Below are 23,811 nucleotides of genomic sequence, written 5' to 3' on the forward strand. Positions count from 1 at the left end.
CGGGTAGGTCCGCGGCATGACGACCTTCGGAATCTTCCTCTCCGGTGAAGAGCTCAACCCTCGCGCGATGGTGGAGGCCGGTCAGCTCGCCGAGCAGGCCGGATTCACCCACGCCTGGCTGTCCGACCACTACCACCCGTGGCAGGAGAGTCAGGGCCAGAGTTCGTTCGTCTGGTCCGTGCTCGGCGGGCTGGCGACGACGACGCAGCTGACGATGACCACGGCCGTCACGTGCCCGACGTTCCGGATCCACCCGGCGATCCTGGCCCAGGCCGCCGCGACCACCGCCGCCCTCGCGCCCGGCCGGTTCCGGTTCGGCGTGGGCTCCGGGGAGGCGCTCAACGAGCACATCCTCGGGGAGGCCTGGCCGCCGGTGTCGATCCGGCTCGAACGCCTCGAGGAGGCGGTCGACGTCATGCGGCAACTCTGGTCGGGTGAGATCGTCACCCACCAGGGTCGGTACTACACCGTGCACAACGCGAAGATCTTCAGCCTGCCCGAGGAGGACATCCCGGTCCTGATCTCCGGTTTCGGGCCCGAGGCCACCGACCTCGCCGCCCGCATCGGCGACGGCTGGATGTCGACCTCTCCGGACGCCGACGGGCACGCGCAGTTCAAGAGCAAGAACAACGGCGTCACCCAGGCCGGACTCAAGATCTGCTGGGCCCCGACCGAGGAGGAGGCCAAGGAGACGGCGTTCCGGCTCTGGAGCCATTCCGGCATGGGCGGTCAGGCCTCGCAGGACGTGCCGATGTGGCACACCTTCGAGTCCATCGGGGAGAACAACACCCCGGATCGGCTCGCGGAGAAGGTCGCGTGCGGCCCCGACCCGCAGATCGCGGTCGAGCGCATCCGCGAGTACGTGGACGCGGGCTTCGACGAGATCTACATCGCACAGATGGGCGACAACCAGGCCGGCGGGATCCGCTTCCTGGCCGAGGAGGTCCTCCCCCTGCTGTGACGAGGTTCGCGGCATCGCCCGGGGTGGGCCGGGCAGCTCCTCAGCAGGACATCGACCCACCGCCCGAGGAGATCATCGTGTCGACCGACGCCCTCGTCCTGCTCAAGCAGGATCACCAGGACATCAAGCGCCTGTTCACCGAGTTCGAGAACGCGGGCAAGAACGCCCTGGCGACCAAGCAGAAGCTGGCGGACGAGATCATCGCCAATCTGACGGTGCACACGTACCTCGAGAACGAGTGCATGTACCCGCGCGTCCGTGAGCTCGTCCCGGACATCGAGGACGACATCCTCGAGTCCTACGAGGAGCACCACGTCGCCGACGTGCTCTGCATGGAGCTCGCCGCGATGTCGCCCGAGGACGAGCGCTTCGTGCCGAAGATGATGGTGCTGATGGAGAACGTGCGGCACCACATCGAGGAGGAGGAGGACGAGTGGTTCCCGAAGGTCCGTGAGGCCCTCGGCCGCAAGCCGCTCCAGGAGATCGGGCAGAGGATGCTCGAGATGCGCCCGACCGCTCCGCGTCGTCCCTCCCAGCCGAGCGCCCTGAAGAAGGCGCTGGACGCCATCCTCAGCTGACGCGACGTCAGCCCAGCAGCACAGCGGTCCTGCGCGTCACACGACGCGCAGGATCGCTGTCTGTCCGAGGGTGTCGTGGTTGTTGATGTGGCAGAAGTACCGGATCAGCGTGCCGGGGGCCTCGGTGACGCGGTAGGTGATCGTCTTCTTGGCCGACCGCGCCTTGACGATGCCGACGTGGCGCCCCTCCGCGGTGCCGTCCTCGATCATCACCTCGTGCCCGGGACACCTCTCGAAGGCGACGGTCTCCGCAGCGGAGATTCCGGTCGTCGGCGCGGTGAGCGCGAGGGCAACAGCCCAGGACGCCAGAGTCAGCACGGCGCACGTCCGGGGGTGTGGGTGGGCCGCAGAGCGTACGAGCCGGACATTTCGGTCAGGTCACGCCACCCCGGGGCCGGGAGTGCACGGCCCCCGCGGGCCCCTACCGGCCCGAGCGGGTCAGGCGAACTTCGGCGCCCGTTTGGCGATGAAGGCCTCGCGGCCCTCGGCGCCGTCGGGGGAGGCGGCGCACGCCGCGATCGTCCGCGCCTCGAGCTCGATCTGCGCCTCGAAGTCGTTGCCGTACGAGCTCAGCAGCAGGGACTTCACCGCTGCGTTCGAGCCGGCCGCGCCGGCGGCGAGGTCGCTCGCCGCGGCGAGGGCGACCTCGGCCAGCTCGGCGTCCGGCACGACGCGGGTGACCAGGCCCCACGCCTCGGCCTCCGGTGCCGTCAGGAGGCGGTTGGTGAGGATCAGCTCCTGAGCGCGGCGCAGCCCGACCAGGCGGGGGAGCGCGTAGGTGAGCCCGCCGTCGGGGCTCAGACCGGCCCTCGTGTACGCGGCGGTGAACTTCGCCGACTCGGCGGCGAGCACGAGGTCACCGCTGATCGCGAGGCTGAAGCCGGCCCCGGCCGCGACGCCGTTCACCGCGACGACCAGCGGTGCGGCCATCCGGGCGAACGAGGAGCTCGCCCGGTGCAGGGTGTCCGCGAGCTCCTTGACGAACGGCCCCGGGCGGTCCGCGTGCGCGGCCATCTCCTTCAGGTCCCCGCCGGCGCAGAAGAACCGGCCCGTGGCGGTGAGCAGGACGGCGCGGACCTCGGGGTCCTGGTCGCACTCCCGGGCGACCACGGCCAGCTCCCGAGCCAGCGTCAGGTTGACGCCGTGGGCGTCCTCCGGCCGGTTCAGGGTGATGCGCTCGACGCGCTCGATCCGCTCGACGGTCAGGGTCTCGAACTGCGTCGTCCGGCTGGTCATCGTGGCGTCCTCCCGTGGTCCGGGCACATCTTCCCAGCGTGCTTGGCGACCACGTGAGCAGGGCATTGCGCGAACCGCGACCTACCGTCGCCGTCGATCCCTTACGGTGTGCCCATGGTGATCATGGTCGACCTCAACGAGGAGAACCTGGCGCAGGCCGCCGAGGAACTGGGCACCTCGACCAACGAGGAAACCGTGAATGCGGCACTGGCCCTGGTGGCCGGCCGACGGGCCCGCATCGAGGCCATGTTCGACGACCCGTTCGCGCTCGGCACGGGCCCGGACATCAGTGACGAGTACGTGATGCGGGGCAGCCGACTGTGAGCGAGCGCAGCGAGCGAACCATCGACACAGAACTGAGTTCCCCGAGCGAGCACTTGCGCAAGGGGGAACTTCAGTGAGCATGGCGGGACGTCTCTACCTGATCGACACCTCGGCGCTGTCGAAGGCGCACCTCGCGCAGGTGCGGTACACGCTGCAGACGCTGATCACGGACCGCGTCGCGGCCACGTGCATCACCGTCGACCTCGCCGCCGGCTACTCCGGCCGGACGGCCGCCGACCTCGCCGCGATCGACGCACGTCGCCGGGACCGCTACCTCAACCTCGAGATCACCGAGGACGTCGCGGAGCGGGCGCGCGAGGTGCAGGTCCAGCTCGCGGAGAAGATGCAGCACCGCTCGGTCGGGATCCTCGACCTGCTCACGGCCGCCGTCGCCGAGCACCACGACGCCGCGCTGCTGCACTACCACCCGGCGTTCGAGCTGATCGCCTCGATCACCGGCCAGCCGCAGCTCTGGGTCGCCCCGCGCGGGAGCCTGGAGGCCGAGGAGGACGCGAAGGCCGCGCTCACCGGCTCGAACGGCTCGTCTCCGGACGCGTTCACGGCTCCGGCCGCTACGCCGGCCGGCAACCCGCTCCCCGCGAACGCGCCGGCCTCCGCTGCTCGCCTGCCCCGGCCGACCGAGGACCCGATCAGCTCCTGACGGAGGCGCTCACCGGCCCGAGGCGCTCCGCCAGGAACCGAAGCTGGGCCGGGGTCTCGCGCCGCCAGTAGGTGGCGGAGTGCCCCTCCTCGGCGTACGTGGCCTGCACCGGGGGCTCGTGCGGGAGCCGGGCGAAGGTCTGCGTCATCGCGTAGAAGGGGTCGAACGTCCCGCACACGATGCGCATCGGAATGCCGCGCAGCCGGGCCGCCCCCGACATGACGTCGTGGGCCGCGAAGTCCTCCGGGCCGTCGAACGCGCCCGGCGCCGTGATGCCGGAGGTCCGGTAGATGGCCGGGGCGTAGACCGCGACCGCCGCCACCCGCTCGGCCCCGAGCCGCTGCGCGAGCAGCAGGGCGCCGTAGCCGCCCATCGATTCACCCAGGAGGGCGATCCGGTCCACGAGCAGGCCCTTGGACGCGAGCAGCGGCAGGTACTCGTCGAGGATCATCGCCTGCGGGTCGACGCCGGTCGCCCGCCGGTGCCAGTACGAGGTCGGGCCCCCGTTGACGGTCGCCACCGCGAACGGCGGCATCCCCCGCTTGATCACCATCGCCTGGATGCGCCCGAGCGCCAGGTTCGTCCGGGAGAACGGGATCAGCTCGTTCCCGCCACGGCCGAACAGCTCCAGGACCATCGGCAGCTGCGCACCCGGCTCGAACCCCGGCGGGTAGGAGATCGCGTAGCGGACGTCGCCCGCCCCCATCGCCTCGGACAGGAACGAGCCGGTCTCCAGGTAGCCCCCGGGGATCTCCAGAGCGGGCTCCGGCGCGGCCCCGGGCGCGGGGTCGTTGCCGCAGCCGGTGGCGCTCGCGGCAACCGCGAGCCCCCAGCCCAGCACCGTCCTCCGACTGACCCCCATAGATTGGGTCACAATGCCGCGGACGGCGGCCGGGCGAAAGGGGCGCACGATGACGGAGAGCCTGGCGGCGACGCCCCGGCTGGACAAGGACGGCTCCGTCGCCGTTCTCTCGCTCGGCGCGGGGGAGAACCGCTTCAACCTCGACTCCGTCCGGGCTCTCGACGCCCTGCTCACCGAGGTCGAGCAGGGTTCCTTCACCGCCCTGGTCACCACCGCCGAGGGCAAGATCTGGTCCAACGGTTTCGATACCCCCTGGATCGCGGCCAATCGTGATCTGGCTCCCGAGACCGTGATCGCCGGGGAGCGCCTGCTCGCCCGCATGCTCACCTTCCCGGTCCCGACGGTCGCCGCCATCGGCGGGCACTGCTTCGCGGCGGGGCTGCTCTACGCCCTCGCGCACGACCTGCGCGTGATGCGCGCCGACCGCGGCTTCGTGTGCCTCCCCGAGGTCACCTTCGGGGCGGTGTTCACCCCCGGTATGAACGACCTGCTCACCGCGCGGTTGAACCCATCGGTCGCGCACCGGGCGATCGTGCTCGGCCAGCGGTTCGGCGGCCCGGACGCCGTCGCCGCGGGCATCGTCGACGAGGCGGTGGCCGAGGACGAGGTCGTCGCCCGCGCGGTCGCGCTCGCCGGGGCCCACGCCGGGAACGGCCGGGAGGCGGTGTCTGCGCTCAAGCGCCAGCTGTACGCGAAGGCGCTGGGCTCGCTCGGGCAGCCGACGCCGCCGGGGCTGTTGCAGGCTCTCGTCGACCTCGAGTCCGGGCGGGCCTGACCGCGCGGATGTCGGAGATCTACCGCCCACCCCTCGAGGTCCGGCGACGCAACCTGCTCATCGTGGGCGTGACGGCCGTCCTGGTCTACGCCGCGGACCTGCTCACCAAGATCTGGGCAGTCAAGCGCCTCGGTGACCCCGACGAGTCGATCAAGATCGTCGGCGACCTGTTCCAGTTGGAGCTGACCCGCAACCCCGGCGCCGCGTTCGGCATCGGCGTCAGCATGACGATCGTCTTCACGCTGCTCTCGCTGGTGGTCGTCGGTGTCGTCCTGCGCACCGCGGGCCGGCTGGGCAGCACCTGGTGGGCGGTCGTGTTCGGGCTCGTTCTCGGCGGTGCGCTCGGCAATCTGACGGACCGACTGTTCCGCTCACCGGGCTTCATGCGGGGTCACGTCGTCGACTTCCTGCACCTGAAGAACTGGCCGGTGTTCAACCTGGCCGACACCGCGTTCTGCATCGCGGGCGCGATCGTCTTCCTGTTGGTGTTACGGAACATCCCCCTCGAGGGCAGGAACCCCTCATGACGAAGATTCCCACCCGACCGCTCGGCTCCACCGGCCTCGACGTCGGGGCCGTCGGCCTCGGCTGCATGAGCATGTCGTGGGCCTACGACCCGACCCAGAAGGACGACGACACCGCGATCGCGGCGATCTCCACCGCCCTCGACGCCGGCGTCACCCTCATCGACACCGCCCCGGCGTACGGGCCGTTCCACAACGAGGAACTGGTCGGCCGCGCGATCGCGGGACGGCGCGACGAGACCGTCCTCGCGACCAAGGTCGGCCTGCTCGTCGACCCGCAGACCTACGAGTTCGTCAAGGACGGGCGGCCCGACTCGGTCCGCTCGTCGTGCGAGGACTCGCTGCGCCGGCTCGGCGTCGACCACGTCGACCTGTTCCAGCTGCACCGCGTCGACCCCGAGGTCCCGATCGAGGAGACGTGGGGTGCGATGGCCGAACTCGTCGAGCGCGGTCTCGTGCGGCATCTCGGCCTGTCCGAGACGAGCGTCGACGAGTGCGCCCGGGCGCACGCGATCCACCCCGTCGCGTCGGTGCAGTCGGAGTTCTCGCTCTGGACGCGGGACCGCCTGGCCGACGTGATCCCGTGGTGCGAGGCGAACGGCGCGAGCTTCATCCCGTTCGCGCCGCTGGGCCGCGGCTATCTGACCGGCGCCGTCGACGCGAACACCCAGTTCGAGGCCAAGGACTTCCGTGCCCGGAACCCCCGGTTCACCGCCGAGGCGCGCGCGGCGAACCAGCAGATCGTCGACGGCATCCGCGCCGTCGCCGAGGGTCTCGGTGCGACACCGGCCCAGGTCGCGATCGCGTGGACGCTGACGGTCTCCCCGGCGATCGTGCCGATCCCGGGCACCCGGCGACCGGCCCGGGTGGCGGAGAACGCGGGCGCCGCGACGCTCGTGCTCTCCGAGGACGACCGCAAGCGTCTCGACGACCTGCCGCCGCCCGTGGGAGACCGCTACTGACCGGCGCGTGAGCGCGATCCGCGCGGGTAGGGGCGAGCCAAAGTCCCGTTCGCCGGAGGTGTCACGGTGACCACGCTGACGCTGGTTCTCCTCGTTCTGTTGGTGATCGCGGCCGGTGCTGCGGCCTTCGCCGTCCACCATCGGCGCTCACGCGCCGGTGGCGTGCTCGGGGTCGACCGCTCGGGCGGCCGCTCGCGCGGCCGGAACCCGGGCGGTGCCCGATGACGGCCTACCTGCACGCCGGCGACCTGTCCGGTCAGCCGCTGGTCTCCCTCGGCGGTGACCGCCTCGCGGAGATCAAGGACGTCGTCTTCGACCGCTCGTCCGGGGAGCTGCTGGGCTTCACGCTCAACAACCCCGGCTTCTTCGGCCGGACCCGCGGCGACGCGCTGCCTATCGCGGCCGTCCACGGCATCGGAGACGCCGCCGTCGTGGTCGCCGGGGCGCACGTGCTCGTCCCGGTGGACGACGTGGTCGACGCCGCCGAGCGCCGGGGCAACAACGTCCTCGCCGACCGTGTCCTCACCGAGGAGGGCGCCGACCTCGGTGAGGTCACCGACGTCCTGCTCGATCCCTCGCACCGGCCGCCGAAGGTCGTCGGCTACGAGGTGAAGTCCGACGACGGCCACACCGTCACCGTCCCGCTCGACGACGCCGTCGCGGTGTCCGGCGAGCGCCTCGTCGTCCCCGGGAGGGGCAATGCGGATCACTGAGGCCCGGCTTCGCCCCGTCGTCGCGACGTCCACCGCCACCACACTCGGCCACGTCGCCGGTTTCCTCATCGAGGCCGAGGCGGCGCGGATCGTCGGCGTCCGGTTGGAGACCGACGGCGACGCGAACGTCCTGCCGTGGGACCGCCTCGAGTCCTTCGGCCCCGACGCCGTCACCGTCGCCGACGCCGACGTCCTGCGCACCCCCGCGGACAGCGCCGAGGAACGCCGGGCCGACCCTGACCTCGACCCGATCGGCAAGCCCGCGATCGAGGAGACCGGTAACGGCCTCGGCGTCGTCGACGACGTCGACTTCGACCCGGAGACCGGCGCCCTCCGCGCCGTCCTCACCGAGGTCTACGAACTCCCCGCGGACAAGCTCCTCGGCCTCGGCTCCTACGCCCTCGTCTTCGGCGAACTGCAGGGCATGACCCCGGCCTGACCCGACCCCGGCCTGACCCCCCACAAGGGGTGACACCCTTTCTGGCGCCAGAAAGGGTGTCACCCCTTGTGGCGGTCGTCCGGCCCGTGGCATGTCAAAAAAGGGTGACACCCCTTACTGCGCAGTAAGGGGTGTCACCCTTTATTGAACTGAGCCGGGTAGGTGGCCTGGGTCAGGCGGCGGCGGTCTCGAGGTCGTCGGCGGTCTTGCCGGGCCAGGTGCCGGTCACCTTCTCCATGCCCTGGGCGCCGCCGCGCTTCACCGCCGCCTTCACGACGGAGTAGACGACGCCCTGCAGGGCGGCGCCGGCGAGCACGACGGCCCACGACGCTTCCTTCAGGTCCGGCTCCGGGGGGACGTCGTTGTCGTCCACCTTCGTCCAGACCTTGGTGACGATCTTGCCGGCGATCGAGCCGGCGGCGATGCCGAGGGCGATCGCCAGGGGCTTGTAGAGCAGCTTCATGGACGGTCCCTCACTTCCGACGGTGCGAGACGACGGCGGCGCCGACGCCGAGCAGCAGCGCGCCGGCCGCGGCGGCCTGCACCTCGCGGCGCTGGGCCAGGGGCTTGACCTTCTCGGTCACGTCGGTCGCGGTGTGCTTGACCTGCTCGCCGAGGACGGAGGTCTTCTCCGTCACGACGGTCTTGACGTCGCCGGCCTTCTCGGAGGCGGCGACCTTGATGTCGGAGACCTTGTCCTGCGCGCGGCCCTTCACGTCGAGCCGGTGTGAGAGCTCGTCGACGGTCGCCCCGAGCTCCTCCCGGGTCGCCTCGATCTCGGCCTCGATCTCGTCGATGGTCTGCGGCTCGGCCGACTCCTCGGCCGTGCCCTGGGCGTTCTCGGAGGTGGTCATCGGCGGGCGTGCTCCTTCACGGTCTCGATGTCGGACTTCACGCCGGCCATGGCCTGCTCGGGCGCAGGCGGGACCGCCTGCTTGACCTGCTTCTTGCCCGTGAGGCCGAGAACGGCGGCCACGGCGAACAGGACGGCCGCGACGATCAGCGCCGCCGCCCACACGTCCATCGCCAGCGCGAGGCCACCGATGGCGGCGGCCACCAGGGCGCCGACGCCGTAGAGCGCCACCACCCCCGCGCCACCGAACATGCCGGCGCCGAGGCCGGCGTGCTTGCCCTTGGCCTGCAGCTCCTTGGTCGCCAGCTTGATCTCGTCCCGAACCAGGCGGGACGTCTGCTCGGACAGGGACGAGACCAGCTCGCCCATCGACATGTCCGCCGGGTCCGAACGGCGGTGGGTGCTCATCTGCGTCATGAGTTGCGCCTACCCCTCTGTCCGGGCAGCACGCCTAGAGTGATCACCAGAACACTCCCCGCGTGAAGGGCCCGCCCTTGTCCGCCACCGCCGGTTCCACCGCCGACCACGCCACCGCTGCCTCGATCCCGGGGCTGCTCGTCGACCGCGTCACCCGGACGCCGAATGCCACGGCCTTCAGCTTCCGCAGCGGCAGCGGCTGGGCCGACCTCACCTGGGCGCAGGCCCAGGACCGGGTCCGCGCGCTCGCCGCCGGGCTGATCGGTCTCGGCGTCGAGTCCGAGACCCGCGTCGCGATCCTGTCCAGCACGCGGGTGGAGTGGATCCTCGGCGATCTCGCGATCCTCGCCGCCGGCGGCGCGACGACGACGATCTACCCGTCGAACACCGCGGGCGAGTGCGCCTTCGTCATCAGCGACTCCGACACCCGGATCGTGATCGCGGAGAACGACGAGCAGGTGGCCAAGCTGCGCTCGGTGCGGGACCAGATCCCTTCGGTGCGTGCGGTCGTCGTCATGGACGGTGCCGGGGACGGCGACTGGGTCCACTCGTTCGCGGATCTGGAGGCGGACGGCGCGAAGCGCCCCGAGGCGGACCCGGCGGCCTACGCCGAGCGTGTCGCCGCCATCACCGGCGACCGCCTCGCGACGCTGATGTACACCTCCGGCACGACCGGCCGGCCCAAGGGCGTCGAGCTGACCCACGACAACTGGGTCTACGTCGCCGAGGCCGTGATGGCCGTCGCGATCGTGCGGCCCGACGACCTGCACTTCCTGTGGCTGCCGATGTCGCACTCGTTCGGCAAGGCGCTCGTGGTCATGATGATCGCGGCCGGGGCCCCGACGGCCGTCGACGGCAGCGTGGACCGGATCGCGGCCAACCTCGGCGAGCTCCGCCCGACGGTCGTCGCCGCGGCGCCGCGGGTGTTCGAGAAGATCCACAACACGATCGTCGCCACGGTCCGCGGCGAGGGCGGGATCAAGGCACACCTGTTCGGGTGGGCCCGCGGGGTCGGGCTGGAGGCGACGAAGGCCCGACAGGCCGGCAAGTCCCCGTCACTTCTGACGCAGATTCAGTTGCAGGTCGCGGACCGCTTGGTCCTTTCGAAGATCCGCGGTCGCTTCGGTGGCCGGATCCGCTACTTCATCTCCGGCTCCGCGCCGCTGTCGGCCGAGATCGCCGAGTTCTTCGACGCCGCCGGCATGACGATCCTCGAGGGCTACGGCCTCACCGAGTCCTCGGCCGCGAGCTTCGTGAACCGACCCGGGGCGGCGAAGTTCGGCACGGTCGGCCCGCCGCTGCCCGGCACCGAGGTGAAGATCGCCGAGGACGGCGAGGTGCTCTTCCGCAGCCGCGGCATCATGCGCGGCTACCACGGACTGCCCGACGAGACCGCGGCCACGCTGCTCGACGGCGGCTGGCTCGCGACCGGCGACATCGGCGAGCTCGACGAGGTCGGGCGGCTGCGCATCACCGACCGCAAGAAGGAACTGATCAAGACCTCGGGCGGCAAGTACGTCGCCCCGGCGCCGATCGAGAGCTCGATCAAGGCGACGTGCCCATACGTCGGCAACGTCGTCGTCCACGGCGACCGCCGCAACTTCTGCGTCGCGTTGGTGACGCTCGACCCCGACGTCACCAAGCCCTGGGCCGAGGCCAACGGGCTCGGTGCCGACGCGGCTGCGTGGGCGACCAACGAGACCGTCCGGGCCGAGGTGCGCAAGGCGATCGACGAGGTGAACTCGTCGCTGCCGAGCTACTCGACGATCAAGGACTTCGCGATCCTCCCGACCGACTTCACCGTCGAGACCGGGGAACTGACCGCGAGCATGAAGGTCCGGCGCAAGACCGTCGAGTCCAAGTACGCCGACGTCCTCGACAAGTTCTACGCGGGCTCGATCCAGTCGGTCTGATCCGACCGACCGACCGCTACTTCGCGGGGTCCGCGGACGAGGTGGCCGGGGGCGGCGGCTCGTGGTCGCCGGTGGCGACGGGAACGGCCATGCCGACGGTCAGGCTGATCGCGGCGAGGCCGGTGATCCAGCCGAGGATCCGGACGCTGCGGCGACGGGGGCGGGGCGCGTAGAGGTCCTCCTCCGAGACGCGGGGTCCCGGGGCCGGGCGGCGCGGCGGAGCGTCGACCCGACGGAGGAAGCGTCGCTCGCCCGCGTTGCGGGTGATCGCCTGCATCGTCCAGATCGGGCCGAGCGTGTTCCACCAGCCGTCGCGGCGGTTGGTGCGCTGGGCGTCGGCGACGGCTTGCAGACCGCAGTCGCGGCAGACCAGGCTGGACGTGCTGGTGCGGCGGGCGCGGAAGCAGGCGCTCTGCACGGTGTGCAACGTGATGCGGACGGCCGGCGTGCGGCCGCACTCGCTGCAACCCCGCGCGCGGCGGACGAACAGGGCCCCGTCGATGTGGGCCTGCTCGATGGCGTACCAGGCGAGGTCGAGCTCGTGGCGCGCGAATGTGGACGAGACGTGGGACTGTGCGCTCTGCTCGGAGGTGCGCGCGGCGCCCTCGGCGTCGGCCTCCCCGGAGCTGTCGCCGACGACGGCGAGGTCGGAGAGCAGCATCGACCAGGTCGAGTAGGCCGCGCGGGCCTCCTCCAGCGTCGCGTTCTCGCTGATGCCGAGCGTGGCGTAGGCACGCCGCAGCTCAGTCGCCTGGTCCATCTGTCGCCCCCGAAAAGCCCCGAACTGTCCGTCCCCCGTCTGACGTTTGTACGTCCCGGTCGGATCCCTTGTCAGGGCGGAAGCGACATGCCGACCGAAAGGCTGATTTCCGCCTCGTCCGAGCGGCCATGGGAATCGGCCTCCTTCCGCCCGTCGGAAGAACTACCCGAATGGCGGCGGAACAGGCCGGAGAGCCCGGCGGGAACTCAGGCGGTGAGCGCCCGGATCTTGCCGCCGATCTCGGCGGCGAGGGGGTCGACGTCGGCGAGGGTGGAGCTGCCGGTGATCCCGAAGTTGGCGAGCAGGCCCGGGATCGAGCTCGGGTCGAAGCCGGTCTGGGAGGCGAGGCGCTCGATGTCGCCGGTCAGGCGGATGCGGCCGGAGAGGAAGGCGCCGATCGCGGCGTTCGGTTTCTGCTCGACGAGCAGGTCGTACGCGGTGTTGTAGTCGATGGTGACCGTGAGGTCCGGGTCGGCGAGCGAGCCGGTGTCCAGGGCCAGGGTCGGGCCGCCGGTGTCGGCGTGCGCGTGGACGACCCCGTCCGGCGCAACGGTCTCGGGAGCCCCCGTGATCAGGACATTAACCTTGAGCGCCGGGACTCCGACGTCCGGCAGTTGCGACGCATACTCGTCGCGAACGGCCTTGACCTCGGTGATCCAGTCCTCGGAAAGGAACTCGTGGCCCATTTCTCCTCCGGGTCTACGGCGCGGGACGGCCGGCCCGGACGGGCCGTCCGCTACGGCGAGTCGGATTACGCGCTCGGCCGTCCAGAGCGGGACCATCGCCAACAGGCCAGCTAGCTGGCACTGTCCCCGCAAAATCTGGCCCGGGAGGGCTATAAACCTACTCAGCATCGGGTTATTGTGCAGCGACGGGCGGCGTCGGGTCCAGCGAACGCCGCCGAACAGTGGAAACGAGGGCGGAGGGAACGTGGCGACCGGGAACTCGACGCAGACCCCGGACCCCGCCGCGCCCCCGCGCCGGCGCCCCGGCCGCCCGGTCGGCTCGACCGCCGGCCGCTCGGTCCGCCGCGAGGAGTACCTCGAGGGCATCATCGGCGCGATTCGGCGCATCGGGCCGGACGCGACGCTCGCCGAGCTCGCCGCCGGTGCCGGCATGAGCAAGCCTGTTCTCTACGACCACTTCACCGACCGCCTGGGCCTGACGGCCGCCGTCGTCGGCAAGCTGACCGAGACCGTCGCCGCCGACGCATTGCTCGCCGTGATGTCCGGCGGCGAGCCCGAGGAACTGCTGGCGAAGGTCTTCGACGTCTTCGTCTCCTTCGTCGAGCGTGAGCCCCAGATCTACGGCTGGGTGATCCGCGTGGCCGGGGACCTGCCCGCGGGCGGGCTCTCCGAGCTGCCGATGGCCACCGAGGCCGGCGCGCACCTGTCGAAGATGATCGGTTCGGTGCTGCGCGCGGCCGGCGTCGACTCCGGCGGCGCCGAGCCCTGGGCCTTCGGAACCGTCGGCTTCGCCCTGGCGGCGACCGACTGGTGGCTGAACCGCCGCTCGATGAGCCGGCAGGACTTCGTGAACTACCTGGCCAAGTTCGTCTGGGGCGGGCTCGCGTCCTCGGGTGTGGAGAAGATCGACATGGTGACGCTCCTGGGGGCGATCCCCGCGATGGTCGACGCCGGCCGGGAAGTCATGGAGAGCCTCGATCGACCGGCAGGTGGCGGAGAAGGGCGGGACGCATGAGCCGCGGAAACCCGGCGGCCGGTGGCCCGCCGCCCCTGCCGGACCTGGACGTCCTGGCCGTGGATTCCGAGTGGATCCGCGGCCGGGACGGCCTGGTCGAGGAGCTGGCGCTGCTGCGCCGCCACGCCGACGTCGTCGCGCCGCGCGTCCGCGCGCAGGCCCGGTCACTGGCCGGCCCCCGCCTGACGCCGGCGACGCTGGTCGCGGTCGTCGTCACCTTCGTGCGGTTCTGCTGGTTCGCGCTCCTCGGCGCCCTCGGGGAGGCCGGCTCGGTGGTCCGCCGCCGGGTGCTGCGAACGCCTACCGGGGGGAGGGGAGAGCAGCCGAGCGGCCGGCCGTCCGCCGGCGTCCGCCGGGCGCAGCAGCTCGTCCACGCCGGCGGGCCGGCGTACGTGAAGGTCGGGCAGGGCATCGCGACCGCGCAGGGCCTGCTGCCCGACGAGTGGGTCGCCGCCTTCGCCTGGTGCCGCGACGAGGTCCCGCCGTTGCCGGCGGGCGAGGCCGAGAAGGCGGTCGAGGCCGGCCTGGGCCGCCCGCTGAGGGAGGTGTTCGCCTCGTTCAGCCCGGAGCCCCGCGCCGCCGCGTCGATCGCGCAGGTCCACGACGCCGTGCTGCTCGACGGCACCGAGGTCGTCGTCAAGGTGCAGCGGCCGGGCCTGCGGCGCCGCTTCGGCGCCGACTTCCGGGTGATGGCCGTCCTCGCCGCGGTCACGACGAAGGTCAGCAAGTCCGCGCGGATGACCAACGCCAAGGAGATCCTGCCGCTGTCGGCGGAGCTGGTCCTGGGCGAGCTCGACTTCCGCCTCGAGGCGCTGAACATGATCCACGTGGCCGCCGCCGGGGAGGCCGCGGGCACGGGCTTCGTCCGGGTGCCGCGTCCGATCCCCGGCCTGATCACCTCCGACGTCCTCGTCATGGAGCGCGTCGACGGCGTGCCCTACACCGCGGCCCGCGAGCGCTACGGCGACGCGATCGACGGGGCGAAGCTGCTCCGCCTGGCCGCGGCCGGCGTCCTGGAGCACGCGTTGATCTACGGCGTCTTCCACGGCGACCTGCACTCCGGGAACGTCCTCATCACCGAGAACGGAACGATCTCGCTCGTCGACTACGGAGTGTGCGGTCGCATTGACTCTCGGGAACGTGCGCTGCTCGTGCGGATGCTCGTCGCCTCGATGCAGCAGGACTCGCGCGGTCAGGTGATGGCGGCGGTCGAGATGGGCGCGCTGCCGGACGGGGCGGACATCGAGGCCGCGGTCGCCGAGGTCGAGAAGTACCAGTCGCTGATGACCGAGTTCACCGACGCGTCGTTCAGCCAGCTCGATCTGACGCTGATCACGCGTCAGATGAAGGCGATGATCGGGTCCCTGATGAAGATCGGGTTCCAGACGCCCAAGGAACTCGCCTTGTTCAGTCGCAACATGCTCTACCTGCAGGGATTCGCCGCGGCGCTCGCGCCCGAGGCCAACATGCTGGCCGAACTCGAAGCTTTGCTGGCCCATATGACCGGGAAATACCCAGTTGAGCTGACAACCATCATGATGGGTGCTCTGATCAGACCAGCCGCCCCGCCGGCGGCCGAGTCCAGAGAGGCGGCGGTGGAATCCTGATGCGTCGACAGCCGCTTTCAGTGCCGGCCCTCGTTTCCGCAGTCGTCCTGTCGGGGGCAGCTGTGGTTCCGCTGTCCGCTGCCTTCGCCGCCCCCGTCGCGGCGAAGGAGGCCTTCGTGCCCGGCACCGGCGCCGCCTCCGCGAGCCTGGCCCGGGTGACGATCCGGTCGTCCGGCCTCGGGGTCGGCGTGGGCTTCGGTCAGACTCGTACTCGGTTCGCCGGCCCGCAGGGCAACGCCTCGGCCGAGAGCGTCGACACCGGCATGCTCGGGACGCTCTCCAAGGCACCGATCGCCTGCGGCATGGCGCCGGGGACGCTGTTCCCCGAGGGTTCGATGCCCGAGGGCGTCGCGGTGTCCTCCGGCGGTGGCCCCGCCGAGCTGCGCACGGCCTCCGTCGGCGCCGGCACCCCGATCGAGCTCGGCAGCCAGTACAGCGCCGCGAAGCCGAACGCCAAGGCCGACGCCACCGTCGAGGGCACCCGGATCGACCTGACCGGCATCCTGACCGCCGCCGGTGGCGTCTCCACGGCCACCTCGGAGCTCAAACCGAACGTCCAGCGCGCCGCGACCGCCAGCAGCGGGCTGAGCCGGCTCAGCCTCGCCGACGGCGCCGTCGTCCTGCAGGGGCTGGAGTGGACGGCCTCGCACCTCACGGGCGCGAAGAGTGACTCCTCCGCGTCGTTCCGCGTCGGCTCGATCCGCGTCGCCGGGCAGTACTACCCGACCGAGGGCGCGAACGAGCTGAAGACGGCGCTCGACGCCGCGAACCAGGTCCTTCAGCCGCTCGGCCTCTCGCTGAACGCACCGGCGGTCTCGAAGACCGACACCCTCGTCTCCGTCAGCCCGCTGCGGCTGACGATCTCGACGACGCCGGAGATGCGCGCGGTCCTCGGCCCGGCCCTGGAGGCCGTGCAGCCGCTGCGCACCCAGCTGCTCGACCTGGTCAAGCCGCTGCAGGCCTCGCCGGACTGCGGCTTCGCCAAGGCGATCGGCTTCGGCTACCTCGTCGCCGACCTCGCCCTGATCGCCATGGGCGACAACGGCGGCATCGACATCGACCTCGGTGGTGCCCGCGCCGGCACCGACGCGACGGTCTACGACAACCCCTTCGGCACCGGCGACGGCCTCGGTGGCCTGCTCGACCCGACCGGTGTCGCGCCCGGGGTCGTCCCGCCGGACCTCGGCGCCGCGCCCCTCCCGGGCCCGCTCGCGCCGGGCGCGGTGCCGACGGTCGCGGGCGGCGCCAACCTTGTCCCCACCGTCGGTGAGGCGAGCCCGCTCTCGATCGCGTGCCGCTCCACCCACGCCGACGGTGGCAGCTGCGTCTCCGAACGCGGGGGACTCGCCGCCGGGCTGATCCTCGCGCTGGTGGTGCTGCTCGCCGCCGCCGACCGACTGCGAGCCAGATTGAGCTGACGGCTCGTCGTCTGACGGGTCGTCAGTCCAGTCGTTCGCCCGCCCGTCCCGGTCACCGCCGGCCAGGAGGAACGTTCTCGATGAAGCTCTCCCGCCCCGCTCGCACGCTGGGGGCAGCGCCGCGCCGCATCCTCGGCGGCTACGGCCCCCTGCTGGCGCTGGCGATCGCCTTCGTGCTCGTCGTGACGCTGGTGCCGACGATCGCGCGCGAGGAGACCGTGGTCTCCGGCGGCGACACCGGGCTTGCGCCGGGCCAGTCCTCCGACCTCGGTGGCCAGGCGGTTGGCACCCCCGGCGAGCCGGTCGTGCCCGGCGTCACGACGCCCGGCACGCCGCAGCAGCCCGGCAAGGCGACGACCCAGAGCGCGGGCACCGGCAAGCCCGCCTCCGGTGCCGCGGACGCGTGTGCGGACCGCAAGCAGCAGGTCTCCGGTGATCCGTACTCCCCGCCGTGCATGACCTGGCCGGCCGGCAAGGACAACGGCGGCGCGACCTACCGCGGTGTCACCAAGGACAAGATCCGCATCGGGTTCCGCATCCCGGTCGAGGACATCAAGGACTTCCAGTCCACGATCGGCGACCTCGCCGGCGAGAAGGCGAACCAGATCCCGCAGGCGACGGAGGAGGACTTCCGTCGCACGATGGAGAACCTGGTCAAGTACTTCGAGAAGAACTTCCAGTTCTACGGGCGCAAGATCGAACTCGTGGAGTGGCAGGGGAAGGGCTCGGTCTTCAACGAGATCGTCGGTGCCGGGCAGGAGGCCGCGAACGCGGACGCGATCCGCGCGGCCAAGGAGCTCAACATCTTCGCCGACATCAGCGCCTTCACCCAGCCCTACGCCGACGCGCTGTCGCGGCAGAAGGTCCTCTCGATCGGCGCCCTCTACATGTCGCGCGAGTGGTTCGCCCAGCGCGCGCCGTACGCGTGGAGCCCGTTCCCGGACTGCACCTCGCTCTCGGAGACCATCGCCGAGTACATGAACAAGCGCGTCTTCGGCTACCCCGCGGACCACGCCGGTGAGGGCATCAAGGGCAAGGAGCGCAAGGTCGGCCTGATCACCCCGGACAACCCCGAGTATCAGCAGTGCGCGAACACCGGGCAGAAGCAGATCGAGGCCAACGGCCACAAGGTCACCCGGTACAACTACACGCTCGACCTCGCGACGCTCTCGGACCAGGCCAACAACATCGCGGCCAAGATGAAGGCCGACGGCATCACGACGATCGTGCTCGCCTCCGACCCGCTGCTCCCGCTGCTGCTGATCTCGCGCTTCAGTCAGCAGAACTACTACCCGGAGTACGTGGTCACCGGTGTCGGGCTGATGGACTCCTCGGTCCTCGGCCAGCTCTACGACTCGAGTCAGTGGAAGCACGCGTTCGGGCTCTCGATGATCGGCGAGGAGCAGCCGCAGCAGGCGAGCTACGCCTACGCCGCCGCGAAGTCCGTGGACCCGAACCACGAGCCGATCTTCGGCGTCGACATCTTCTACTACTTCCTGTACCAGCTGGCGACGGGCCTGCAGATGGCCGGGCCGAACCTGACGCCGCAGACGTTCTCCGACGGTCTGCGCGCGTACCCGGGCGGCACCGGGCCGGCGGGCACCTGGTCGTACCCGAAGAACACCTGGGCCCCGTACCGGGACGCCCGTGAGATCTGGTGGGACCCGGAGGCGGTCTCGGTGTACAACGGCGCGAAGGGCGCCTACCGCTCGGACAACAAGCGCTACAAGCCGGGCAAGTGGCCGAAGGGCCCCGCCGCTCCGGCGCAGCTGCAGGCGTTCGCGCGTGAGCCCGCCGCGATCCGTGAGAACGCGTGAGCACCCACAAGTCTGACGCCCCGTCGGGCGTCTGGGCGCGGCTCCCGCAGGGGCCGACGACGGTCGGTGTCGGCGCGGTGCTGGCGCTGCTCGTGGCGACGCAGGTCGCGCCGGACACCGTCCCGCTCGGCGTCGTCTTCCTCGGCGCGCTGATCGGCACCGGCACCGGCCTGCTCGCGGTCGGCCTCGTCCTGACCTACCGCAGCCATCGGGTCGTGAACTTCGCGCTCGCCGGGATCGGTGGGTTCGGGGCCTCGGTCGCGATCGGGCTGCACCTCGGCAAGGGCGTGCCCTGGCCGATCGCGATCATCCCGGGCATCGCCGTCGGTCTGCTCTGCGGTGCCCTGGTCGAGCGCGTCGTGATGCGGAGCCTCGACAAGTCACCGCGCCTCGTCGTCACCGTCGCCACGATCGGTCTCGCGCAGCTGTTCGCAGCCGGTCAGGCGGCGACCCCGGCGCTGATGGACGGCCCCGTGCTCGTCGGGTCGTTCAAGACCCCGCTGTCGGAGTACACCTGGGACGTCGACCCGCTGCTGATCTCCGGCAACGACTTCGCGCTGGTCTTCGTCGTCCCGTTCGTGCTCGCGGCGCTCACCTGGTTCCTGCTGCGCACCGACGCCGGCATCGCGATCCGCGGCATCGCGGAGAACGGTGACCGCGCCCGGCTGCTCGGCATCCCGGCCAACCGGCTCTCCCTGTTGGTGTGGACGATCGCCGGCGGTCTCGCCGCGCTGACCGTCACCCTGCGCTCGCCGTCGGAGGGCCTGAACCTCTCGATCGCCTCGTCGGGTCCGCAGGTCATGCTCCCCGCGCTCGCTGCCGCCGTCGTGGCCGGTCTGTCGTCGCTGCCGCGGGCGTTCGTCGCCGGCGTCGCGCTCGGCATCCTGGACCAGCTCGTCCGGTGGAACTCCGACAAGCAGTCGGTCACCTCGGTCGTGCTGCTGATCGTGCTGTGTGCGGCGCTGCTGCTGAGGCGCGGCGACAAGGGCCGCGCCGAGGCTGCTGCGGCCGAGGGCACCTGGCTCACCACCGGCTCCGTCCGCGGGCTGCCGCACCGTGTCAAGGTGCTGCCCGAGATCCGGATCGCGCAGCTCGTCCTCGGGATCGCCTGCATCGCGGCGCTGGTCGGGCTCGCGTGGGTCGGTTCGCCGAGCCAGCTGAACATCGCGACCGTCGCGTCCTGCTACGCCGTCGTCGCGGTGTCGCTCGTGGTCCTCACCGGCTGGGCCGGGACCGTGAGTCTGGGTCAGATCGCCATCCTCGGTACCGGTGGCGTCGTTGCCGGTGACCTGATGGCGAAGTGGAACGTCGACTTCTTCGTCGCGATGATCGCCGGTGGTGCCGCGGGTGCAGCGGTGGCGCTGCTGGTCGCGATCCCCGCGTTGCGGGTCAGCGGCCAGCTGCTCGCCGTCACGACGCTGACCTTCGCCGTCGCCGTCGACCAGTTCTTCTTCAACCCGACGAACTTCCCGTGGCTGGTGCCGGGCGCCTTCGACCGGCCTGTGCTGTTCCAGCGGTGGGACATGCGCGAGGACCGCACGCTCTACCTGGTCGGCCTGTCGCTCGTGCTGTTCTCCGTCGTCGTCGCCCGCAACCTCGCCCGCGCGCGGACGCGGCGCACGATGGTCGCCACCCGCGACAACCCGCGCTCGGCGGCGGCCGCCGGGGTCGACGGCGTCCGCTCGAAGCTCACCGCGTTCGTCATCTGCGGTGTCCTCGCCGGCATGGCGGGCGCCGTGCACGCCACCGCGCTCGGCGCGGTCGGCCTCCGCACCTACAACACCTCGCTGTCGCTGCTGGCGTTCACGACGGTGGTCATCGGTGGCGTCGCCTCGATCGGCGGTGCGCTCGCGGCCACGGTCGCGCTGCACCTGCTCATCTACTGGGTCCCGCAGCTGCAACTGGTCGCGACCGGTGTCGGCGTCCTCGTCGTCCTGCTGCTCCTGCCGGGCGGTCTCGCGCAGGCCGGCACGAAGATCCGCGACCGCTACGCGATGTGGGCCGCGAAACGGCACGGCGTCGAGTGGGACCAGGACGACGCGTTCACCAAGGCCGCCGCGGCGCCCGAGGTGGACGTCGAGACCGACCCCGCCGCGGTCGCCGCGCTCGCGGTCGCCGAGGCCGAGGCGGCCGCCGAGCAGGCTGCGGCCGAACGTGCGCACGCCCGCTCCGGGGCGGACGCCACCCTCGCCGGCGCGGACGTCGCGCTGGGGTGCCGCGGGATCGAGGCGTCCTACGGACCGAACCAGGTGCTCTTCGGCGTCGACCTCGACGTCAGCCGCGGGGAGGTCGTCGCCCTGCTCGGCACGAACGGCGCCGGCAAGTCGACCGTGCTGCGTGCTCTGTGCGGCCTGCTGCCGCCGACGCACGGCACGGCCGCGCTGGAGGGCGAGTCGATCGACAAGCTCGCGCCGGAGAAGATCGCGGCCCGCGGCCTGGCGATGATGCCCGGTGGCCGCGGCATCTTCCCGACGCTGACGGTCGCGGAGAACCTGCGCCTCGCGACCTGGATGGTCCGCCGCGACGCCGAGGCCGTCGCCGCCGCCCGCCGTCGCGCCCTGGAGCTGTTCCCGCCCCTGGCTCGGCGCATCGACACCCGTGCCGGCGACCTCTCCGGCGGTGAGCAGCAGATGCTCTCGATGGCCATGGCGATGGCCGTCCGCCCGAAGGTGCTCTGCATCGACGAGCTCTCGCTCGGTCTCTCGCCGGTGGTCGTCGGCGAGCTCGTCGACGTGGTCCGCGAGATCAACGCCGGCGGCGTCACCGTCGTGGTCGTCGAGCAGTCGGTCAACGTCGCGCTGCTGCTCGCCGAGCGCGCGGTGTTCCTCGAGAAGGGCCGGGTCCGCTTCGCCGGCCCCACCGCCGAGCTGCTCGACCGCCCCGACATCCTCCGCGCCGTCTTCCTCGGCAACGCCGCCGGGGAAGCCACCGCGACGTCCGACGATGTGGCTGCTGTGACGACCACGTCTTCGGACGTCCGGGAGGAGAAGGTGGCGACGCCGGCCCTGGAGGCGAAGGGGCTCTACAAGAGCTTCGGCGGTGTGCGGGTCATCAACGGCGTCGACCTGGTCGTGCCGAAGGGGAAGATCGTCGGGCTCATCGGCCACAACGGCGCCGGCAAGACGACGATCTTCGACCTGCTCTCCGGCTTCCTCGTCCCCGACGCGGGCACGGTGTACCTGTCCGGCCATGACGTGACCGAGCTGCCGCCGTACCAGCGGGCGCTCGGCGGGCTCGGCCGGTCGTTCCAGGACGCGCGGCTGTACCCGGGCCTGACGGTGTCGGAGACGATCGCGGTGGCGCTCGACCGGCACCTCGCGAGCCGGGACCCGCTCGCGGTCGCACTGTGGCTGCCCGCGGCCTTCGACGTCCACGACGCCGTGCAGGTGCGCGTCGAGGAGCTGCTCGAGACGCTCGGCCTGACGCGGTACCGCGATCACCTGACCGGTGAGCTCTCGACCGGTACGCGCCGCATCGTGGAGCTCGCGTGCGTGCTGGCGCAGCGGCCCGACGTGGTTCTGCTCGACGAGCCGTCGGCCGGTGTCGCCCAGCGCGAGGCCGAGGCCCTCGTGCCGGTGCTCAAGCGGGTCCAGGCCGACCTCGACTGCGCGATGGTCGTCGTCGAGCACGACATGGCGCTGATGTCGAACCTGTGCGACGAGCTCGTCGCGCTGGAGACCGGCGCCGTGATCGCGACGGGCACCCCGGCCGAGGTCCTCGCCCACCCGGACGTGATCAGTTCCTACCTCGGCACCGACGAGGCGTTCCTGGCGCGGTCCGGCTCCCGCTGATGTCCGAGTTCCGGTCGATCACCTACGCGACGCGGGATCGTGTCGCGTACCTGACGCTCAACCGTCCCGAGCGGCTGAACGCGATCGACGACGACATGCCGGGCGAGATTGCGGCGGCGGTGGAGCAGGCGAACGACGACCCGGCGGTGCACGTGATCGTCGTCGCCGGGGCGGGTCGGGCCTTCTGCGCGGGCTACGACCTCAAGGACTACGCGGAGGCGGGGCACCAGACGCAGGACGTCGTCTGGGATCCGATCGCCGACTTTCGGTTGATGAAGCGCAACACCGACCAGTTCTTCACGCTGTTCCGCTCGCTCAAGCCGACGATCGCCAAGGTCCACGGTTACGCCGTCGCCGGCGGCAGCGACATCGCGCTCTCGTGCGACCTGGTCGTCATGGCCGAGGACGCCCGGATCGGCTACATGCCCTCGCGGGTGTGGGGCTGCCCGACGACGGCGATGTGGGTCTACCGGCTCGGTGCCGAGCGCGCGAAGCGGATGCTGTTCACCGGCGACACCATCGACGGACGGCAGGCCGCGGAGTGGGGGCTGGTCGTGGAGGCCGTCCCGGCGGAGGAGCTCGACGCCGCGGTCGACGCGCTGGCCGAGCGCATCGCCGGTGTCCCGACCAACCAGCTCGCGATGCAGAAACTGATGATCAATCAGGCCTACGACAACATGGGCCTGGCCGGGACGCAGCTGCTGGCGACCCTCTTCGACGGCATCACCCGGCACTCGCCGGAAGGCCGGTGGTTCCAGGCGTTCGCCGCCGAGCACGGGTTCGCGGAGGCCGTGAAGTGGCGCGACTCGGGCCGTCCGATCCCGGAGGGCGGCGGCCCGGTCCCGCGGGCCGAGGATCTCTGAGCCGGCCCCCGGTGGGTCAGTGCCGGTGGTCGGCGAAGGACATCCGGTCGACCCAGGCGAGCAGGAGCGCGGAGGCCACGAACGCGAGGTGCACCGCCGCGAGGGTCAGCAGCCGCTCGTTCGGGAGCGGCTCGGTGGCCATGTACTTCTTGAGCAGGTGGATGCCGGAGATCGCGACGATGGACGCGGCGAGCTTGAGCTTCACCGTGCCGAGGTCGAGCTTGCCGAGCCACTCGGGCTGTTCCATGTCGCCGGTGGTGTCGAACCGGGACACGAACGTCTCGTAGCCGGACAGCGCGACCATCACGATCAGACTCGCCACCAGCGCGAGGTCGATCAGCGACAGGGCCGACAGGATGAGCTCGGCCTCGGAGATGTGCCCGATGTTCTGGGCGAGGTGCCAGAGCTCCTCGGCGGCGTTGAGGGCGAAGATCGCCAGCACCGCCATGAGGATCACGTACAGCGGCAGCAGCAGCCAGCGGCTGGCGAGCAGGCTGAACTCGATCGCCCGTTCGGCCTGGTGCAGGGCCCGCGGCCGCGCGGGGCGAACCGGGGGCGGCGGGATCTGCGGCGGGGTCGGGGGAGGAACGTCGGCATCCACGGGCGACAAAACTAGTGAGCGGGGCCGCGAGTTCC

At 71.3% G+C, this 23,811-nt stretch carries 26 protein-coding genes; 17 read left to right on the forward strand and 9 right to left on the reverse strand.

Going from position 1 to position 23,811, the window contains the following annotated elements:
• The first annotated feature begins 16 nt into the window (after nucleotides 1-16).
• On the forward strand, nucleotides 17-961 hold the full coding sequence (locus ABD401_RS05675; RefSeq protein WP_344602512.1) for a TIGR03557 family F420-dependent LLM class oxidoreductase: 945 nt from the start codon (nucleotides 17-19) through the stop codon (nucleotides 959-961).
• Between the two features lie 77 nt (nucleotides 962-1,038).
• Nucleotides 1,039-1,539 carry a hemerythrin domain-containing protein gene (locus ABD401_RS05680; protein ID WP_344602514.1) on the forward strand — a complete coding sequence of 167 codons (501 nt, stop codon included), beginning with the start codon at nucleotides 1,039-1,041 and terminating at the stop codon, nucleotides 1,537-1,539.
• A gap of 36 nt (nucleotides 1,540-1,575) precedes the next feature.
• Here ABD401_RS05680 and ABD401_RS05685 read toward each other — a convergent pair whose 3' ends face one another.
• Both ABD401_RS05685 and ABD401_RS05690 read right to left on the reverse strand, forming a co-directional pair.
• Nucleotides 1,576-1,857, reverse strand: coding sequence for a hypothetical protein (locus ABD401_RS05685; protein WP_344602516.1), 282 nt, complete (start codon nucleotides 1,855-1,857; stop codon nucleotides 1,576-1,578).
• A 120-nt stretch (nucleotides 1,858-1,977) separates the two neighbouring features.
• Complete coding sequence (locus tag ABD401_RS05690) at nucleotides 1,978-2,775, reverse strand: enoyl-CoA hydratase/isomerase family protein (protein ID WP_344602518.1); 798 nt, start codon at nucleotides 2,773-2,775, stop codon at nucleotides 1,978-1,980.
• Nucleotides 2,776-2,889: 114 nt separating this feature from the next.
• Here ABD401_RS05690 and ABD401_RS05695 point away from each other — a divergent pair, with 114 nt between their 5' ends.
• The gene (locus ABD401_RS05695) at nucleotides 2,890-3,099 is read left to right on the forward strand and encodes a DUF2191 domain-containing protein (protein WP_019874694.1); all 210 of its coding nucleotides are present in this window, start codon (nucleotides 2,890-2,892) and stop codon (nucleotides 3,097-3,099) included.
• A 79-nt stretch (nucleotides 3,100-3,178) separates the two neighbouring features.
• Nucleotides 3,179-3,760 (forward strand): PIN domain-containing protein, encoded by a 582-nt coding sequence (locus ABD401_RS05700; RefSeq protein ID WP_344602521.1) that lies wholly within the window; start codon nucleotides 3,179-3,181, stop codon nucleotides 3,758-3,760.
• Here the strand turns inward: ABD401_RS05700 and ABD401_RS05705 are convergent.
• Nucleotides 3,750-4,601 carry an alpha/beta hydrolase-fold protein gene (locus ABD401_RS05705; RefSeq protein ID WP_344602523.1) on the reverse strand — a complete coding sequence of 284 codons (852 nt, stop codon included), beginning with the start codon at nucleotides 4,599-4,601 and terminating at the stop codon, nucleotides 3,750-3,752. The genes ABD401_RS05700 and ABD401_RS05705 overlap by 11 nt on opposite strands.
• A gap of 70 nt (nucleotides 4,602-4,671) precedes the next feature.
• Between ABD401_RS05705 and ABD401_RS05710 the strand changes: the two genes are divergently transcribed.
• The 6 genes from ABD401_RS05710 (at nucleotide 4,672) to ABD401_RS05735 (ending at nucleotide 8,035) form a co-directional block, all read left to right on the forward strand.
• The gene (locus ABD401_RS05710; RefSeq protein ID WP_344602525.1) at nucleotides 4,672-5,397 is read left to right on the forward strand and encodes an enoyl-CoA hydratase/isomerase family protein; all 726 of its coding nucleotides are present in this window, start codon (nucleotides 4,672-4,674) and stop codon (nucleotides 5,395-5,397) included.
• Between the two features lie 8 nt (nucleotides 5,398-5,405).
• A complete protein-coding gene (lspA, locus tag ABD401_RS05715) occupies nucleotides 5,406-5,924 on the forward strand; it encodes a signal peptidase II (protein ID WP_344602527.1) in 519 nt (172 codons plus the stop codon).
• Nucleotides 5,921-6,883, forward strand: a complete 963-nt coding sequence (locus ABD401_RS05720) for an aldo/keto reductase (protein WP_344602528.1) — start codon at nucleotides 5,921-5,923, stop codon at nucleotides 6,881-6,883. Before lspA ends, ABD401_RS05720 begins: the two co-directional genes overlap by 4 nt.
• A 66-nt stretch (nucleotides 6,884-6,949) precedes the next feature.
• Nucleotides 6,950-7,108 carry a hypothetical protein gene (locus ABD401_RS05725; RefSeq protein ID WP_344602529.1) on the forward strand — a complete coding sequence of 53 codons (159 nt, stop codon included), beginning with the start codon at nucleotides 6,950-6,952 and terminating at the stop codon, nucleotides 7,106-7,108.
• Nucleotides 7,105-7,596: a PRC-barrel domain-containing protein gene (locus ABD401_RS05730; RefSeq protein WP_344602531.1), complete on the forward strand. Its 492-nt coding sequence runs from the start codon at nucleotides 7,105-7,107 to the stop codon at nucleotides 7,594-7,596. Before ABD401_RS05725 ends, ABD401_RS05730 begins: the two co-directional genes overlap by 4 nt.
• Nucleotides 7,583-8,035 (forward strand): PRC-barrel domain-containing protein, encoded by a 453-nt coding sequence (locus ABD401_RS05735; RefSeq protein ID WP_344602533.1) that lies wholly within the window; start codon nucleotides 7,583-7,585, stop codon nucleotides 8,033-8,035. The genes ABD401_RS05730 and ABD401_RS05735 overlap by 14 nt, the downstream gene beginning before the upstream one ends.
• A 172-nt stretch (nucleotides 8,036-8,207) precedes the next feature.
• On the opposite strand, the gene ABD401_RS05740 is transcribed toward ABD401_RS05735, so the two are convergent.
• The 3 genes from ABD401_RS05740 to ABD401_RS05750 are packed head-to-tail and all read right to left on the reverse strand — an operon-like array spanning nucleotide 8,208 to nucleotide 9,305.
• Nucleotides 8,208-8,498, reverse strand: a complete 291-nt coding sequence (locus ABD401_RS05740; RefSeq protein WP_344602535.1) for a DUF4235 domain-containing protein — start codon at nucleotides 8,496-8,498, stop codon at nucleotides 8,208-8,210.
• A 10-nt stretch (nucleotides 8,499-8,508) separates the two neighbouring features.
• Nucleotides 8,509-8,889, reverse strand: a complete 381-nt coding sequence (locus tag ABD401_RS05745; RefSeq protein ID WP_344602537.1) for a DUF3618 domain-containing protein — start codon at nucleotides 8,887-8,889, stop codon at nucleotides 8,509-8,511.
• Nucleotides 8,886-9,305: a phage holin family protein gene (locus ABD401_RS05750; RefSeq protein WP_344602539.1), complete on the reverse strand. Its 420-nt coding sequence runs from the start codon at nucleotides 9,303-9,305 to the stop codon at nucleotides 8,886-8,888. The genes ABD401_RS05745 and ABD401_RS05750 overlap by 4 nt, the downstream gene beginning before the upstream one ends.
• Before the next feature lie 62 nt (nucleotides 9,306-9,367).
• On the opposite strand from ABD401_RS05750, the gene ABD401_RS05755 reads away from it, so the two are divergent.
• On the forward strand, nucleotides 9,368-11,218 hold the full coding sequence (locus tag ABD401_RS05755) for an AMP-dependent synthetase/ligase (protein WP_344602541.1): 1,851 nt from the start codon (nucleotides 9,368-9,370) through the stop codon (nucleotides 11,216-11,218).
• A 16-nt stretch (nucleotides 11,219-11,234) separates the two neighbouring features.
• Here the strand turns inward: ABD401_RS05755 and ABD401_RS05760 are convergent, their stop codons facing one another.
• A complete protein-coding gene (locus tag ABD401_RS05760; RefSeq protein ID WP_344602543.1) occupies nucleotides 11,235-11,978 on the reverse strand; it encodes a hypothetical protein in 744 nt (247 codons plus the stop codon).
• Nucleotides 11,979-12,184: 206 nt separating this feature from the next.
• Nucleotides 12,185-12,664 carry a hypothetical protein gene (locus ABD401_RS05765; protein ID WP_344602545.1) on the reverse strand — a complete coding sequence of 160 codons (480 nt, stop codon included), beginning with the start codon at nucleotides 12,662-12,664 and terminating at the stop codon, nucleotides 12,185-12,187.
• Between the two features lie 244 nt (nucleotides 12,665-12,908).
• Here ABD401_RS05765 and ABD401_RS05770 point away from each other — a divergent pair, with 244 nt between their 5' ends.
• From ABD401_RS05770 to ABD401_RS05795, 6 genes are all read left to right on the forward strand, one after another.
• Nucleotides 12,909-13,679 carry a TetR family transcriptional regulator gene (locus ABD401_RS05770; RefSeq protein WP_344602547.1) on the forward strand — a complete coding sequence of 257 codons (771 nt, stop codon included), beginning with the start codon at nucleotides 12,909-12,911 and terminating at the stop codon, nucleotides 13,677-13,679.
• Nucleotides 13,676-15,286 (forward strand): ABC1 kinase family protein, encoded by a 1,611-nt coding sequence (locus tag ABD401_RS05775; protein ID WP_344602549.1) that lies wholly within the window; start codon nucleotides 13,676-13,678, stop codon nucleotides 15,284-15,286. Before ABD401_RS05770 ends, ABD401_RS05775 begins: the two co-directional genes overlap by 4 nt.
• A 62-nt stretch (nucleotides 15,287-15,348) precedes the next feature.
• Nucleotides 15,349-16,704 (forward strand): hypothetical protein, encoded by a 1,356-nt coding sequence (locus tag ABD401_RS05780; RefSeq protein ID WP_344602551.1) that lies wholly within the window; start codon nucleotides 15,349-15,351, stop codon nucleotides 16,702-16,704.
• 80 nt (nucleotides 16,705-16,784) lie between these two features.
• Complete coding sequence (locus tag ABD401_RS05785; protein ID WP_019874712.1) at nucleotides 16,785-18,521, forward strand: type 1 periplasmic-binding domain-containing protein; 1,737 nt, start codon at nucleotides 16,785-16,787, stop codon at nucleotides 18,519-18,521.
• Nucleotides 18,518-22,312 (forward strand): ATP-binding cassette domain-containing protein, encoded by a 3,795-nt coding sequence (locus ABD401_RS05790; RefSeq protein WP_344602554.1) that lies wholly within the window; start codon nucleotides 18,518-18,520, stop codon nucleotides 22,310-22,312. Before ABD401_RS05785 ends, ABD401_RS05790 begins: the two co-directional genes overlap by 4 nt.
• Complete coding sequence (locus tag ABD401_RS05795; protein WP_344602556.1) at nucleotides 22,312-23,175, forward strand: crotonase/enoyl-CoA hydratase family protein; 864 nt, start codon at nucleotides 22,312-22,314, stop codon at nucleotides 23,173-23,175. Before ABD401_RS05790 ends, ABD401_RS05795 begins: the two co-directional genes overlap by 1 nt.
• Before the next feature lie 16 nt (nucleotides 23,176-23,191).
• Here the strand turns inward: ABD401_RS05795 and ABD401_RS05800 are convergent, their stop codons facing one another.
• A complete protein-coding gene (locus ABD401_RS05800; RefSeq protein ID WP_344602558.1) occupies nucleotides 23,192-23,776 on the reverse strand; it encodes a TIGR00645 family protein in 585 nt (194 codons plus the stop codon).
• Between the last annotated feature and the right edge of the window lie 35 nt (nucleotides 23,777-23,811).

Origin of the sequence: Sporichthya brevicatena (genome assembly GCF_039525035.1) — a bacterium.
Lineage (GTDB): Bacteria > Actinomycetota > Actinomycetes > Sporichthyales > Sporichthyaceae > Sporichthya > Sporichthya brevicatena.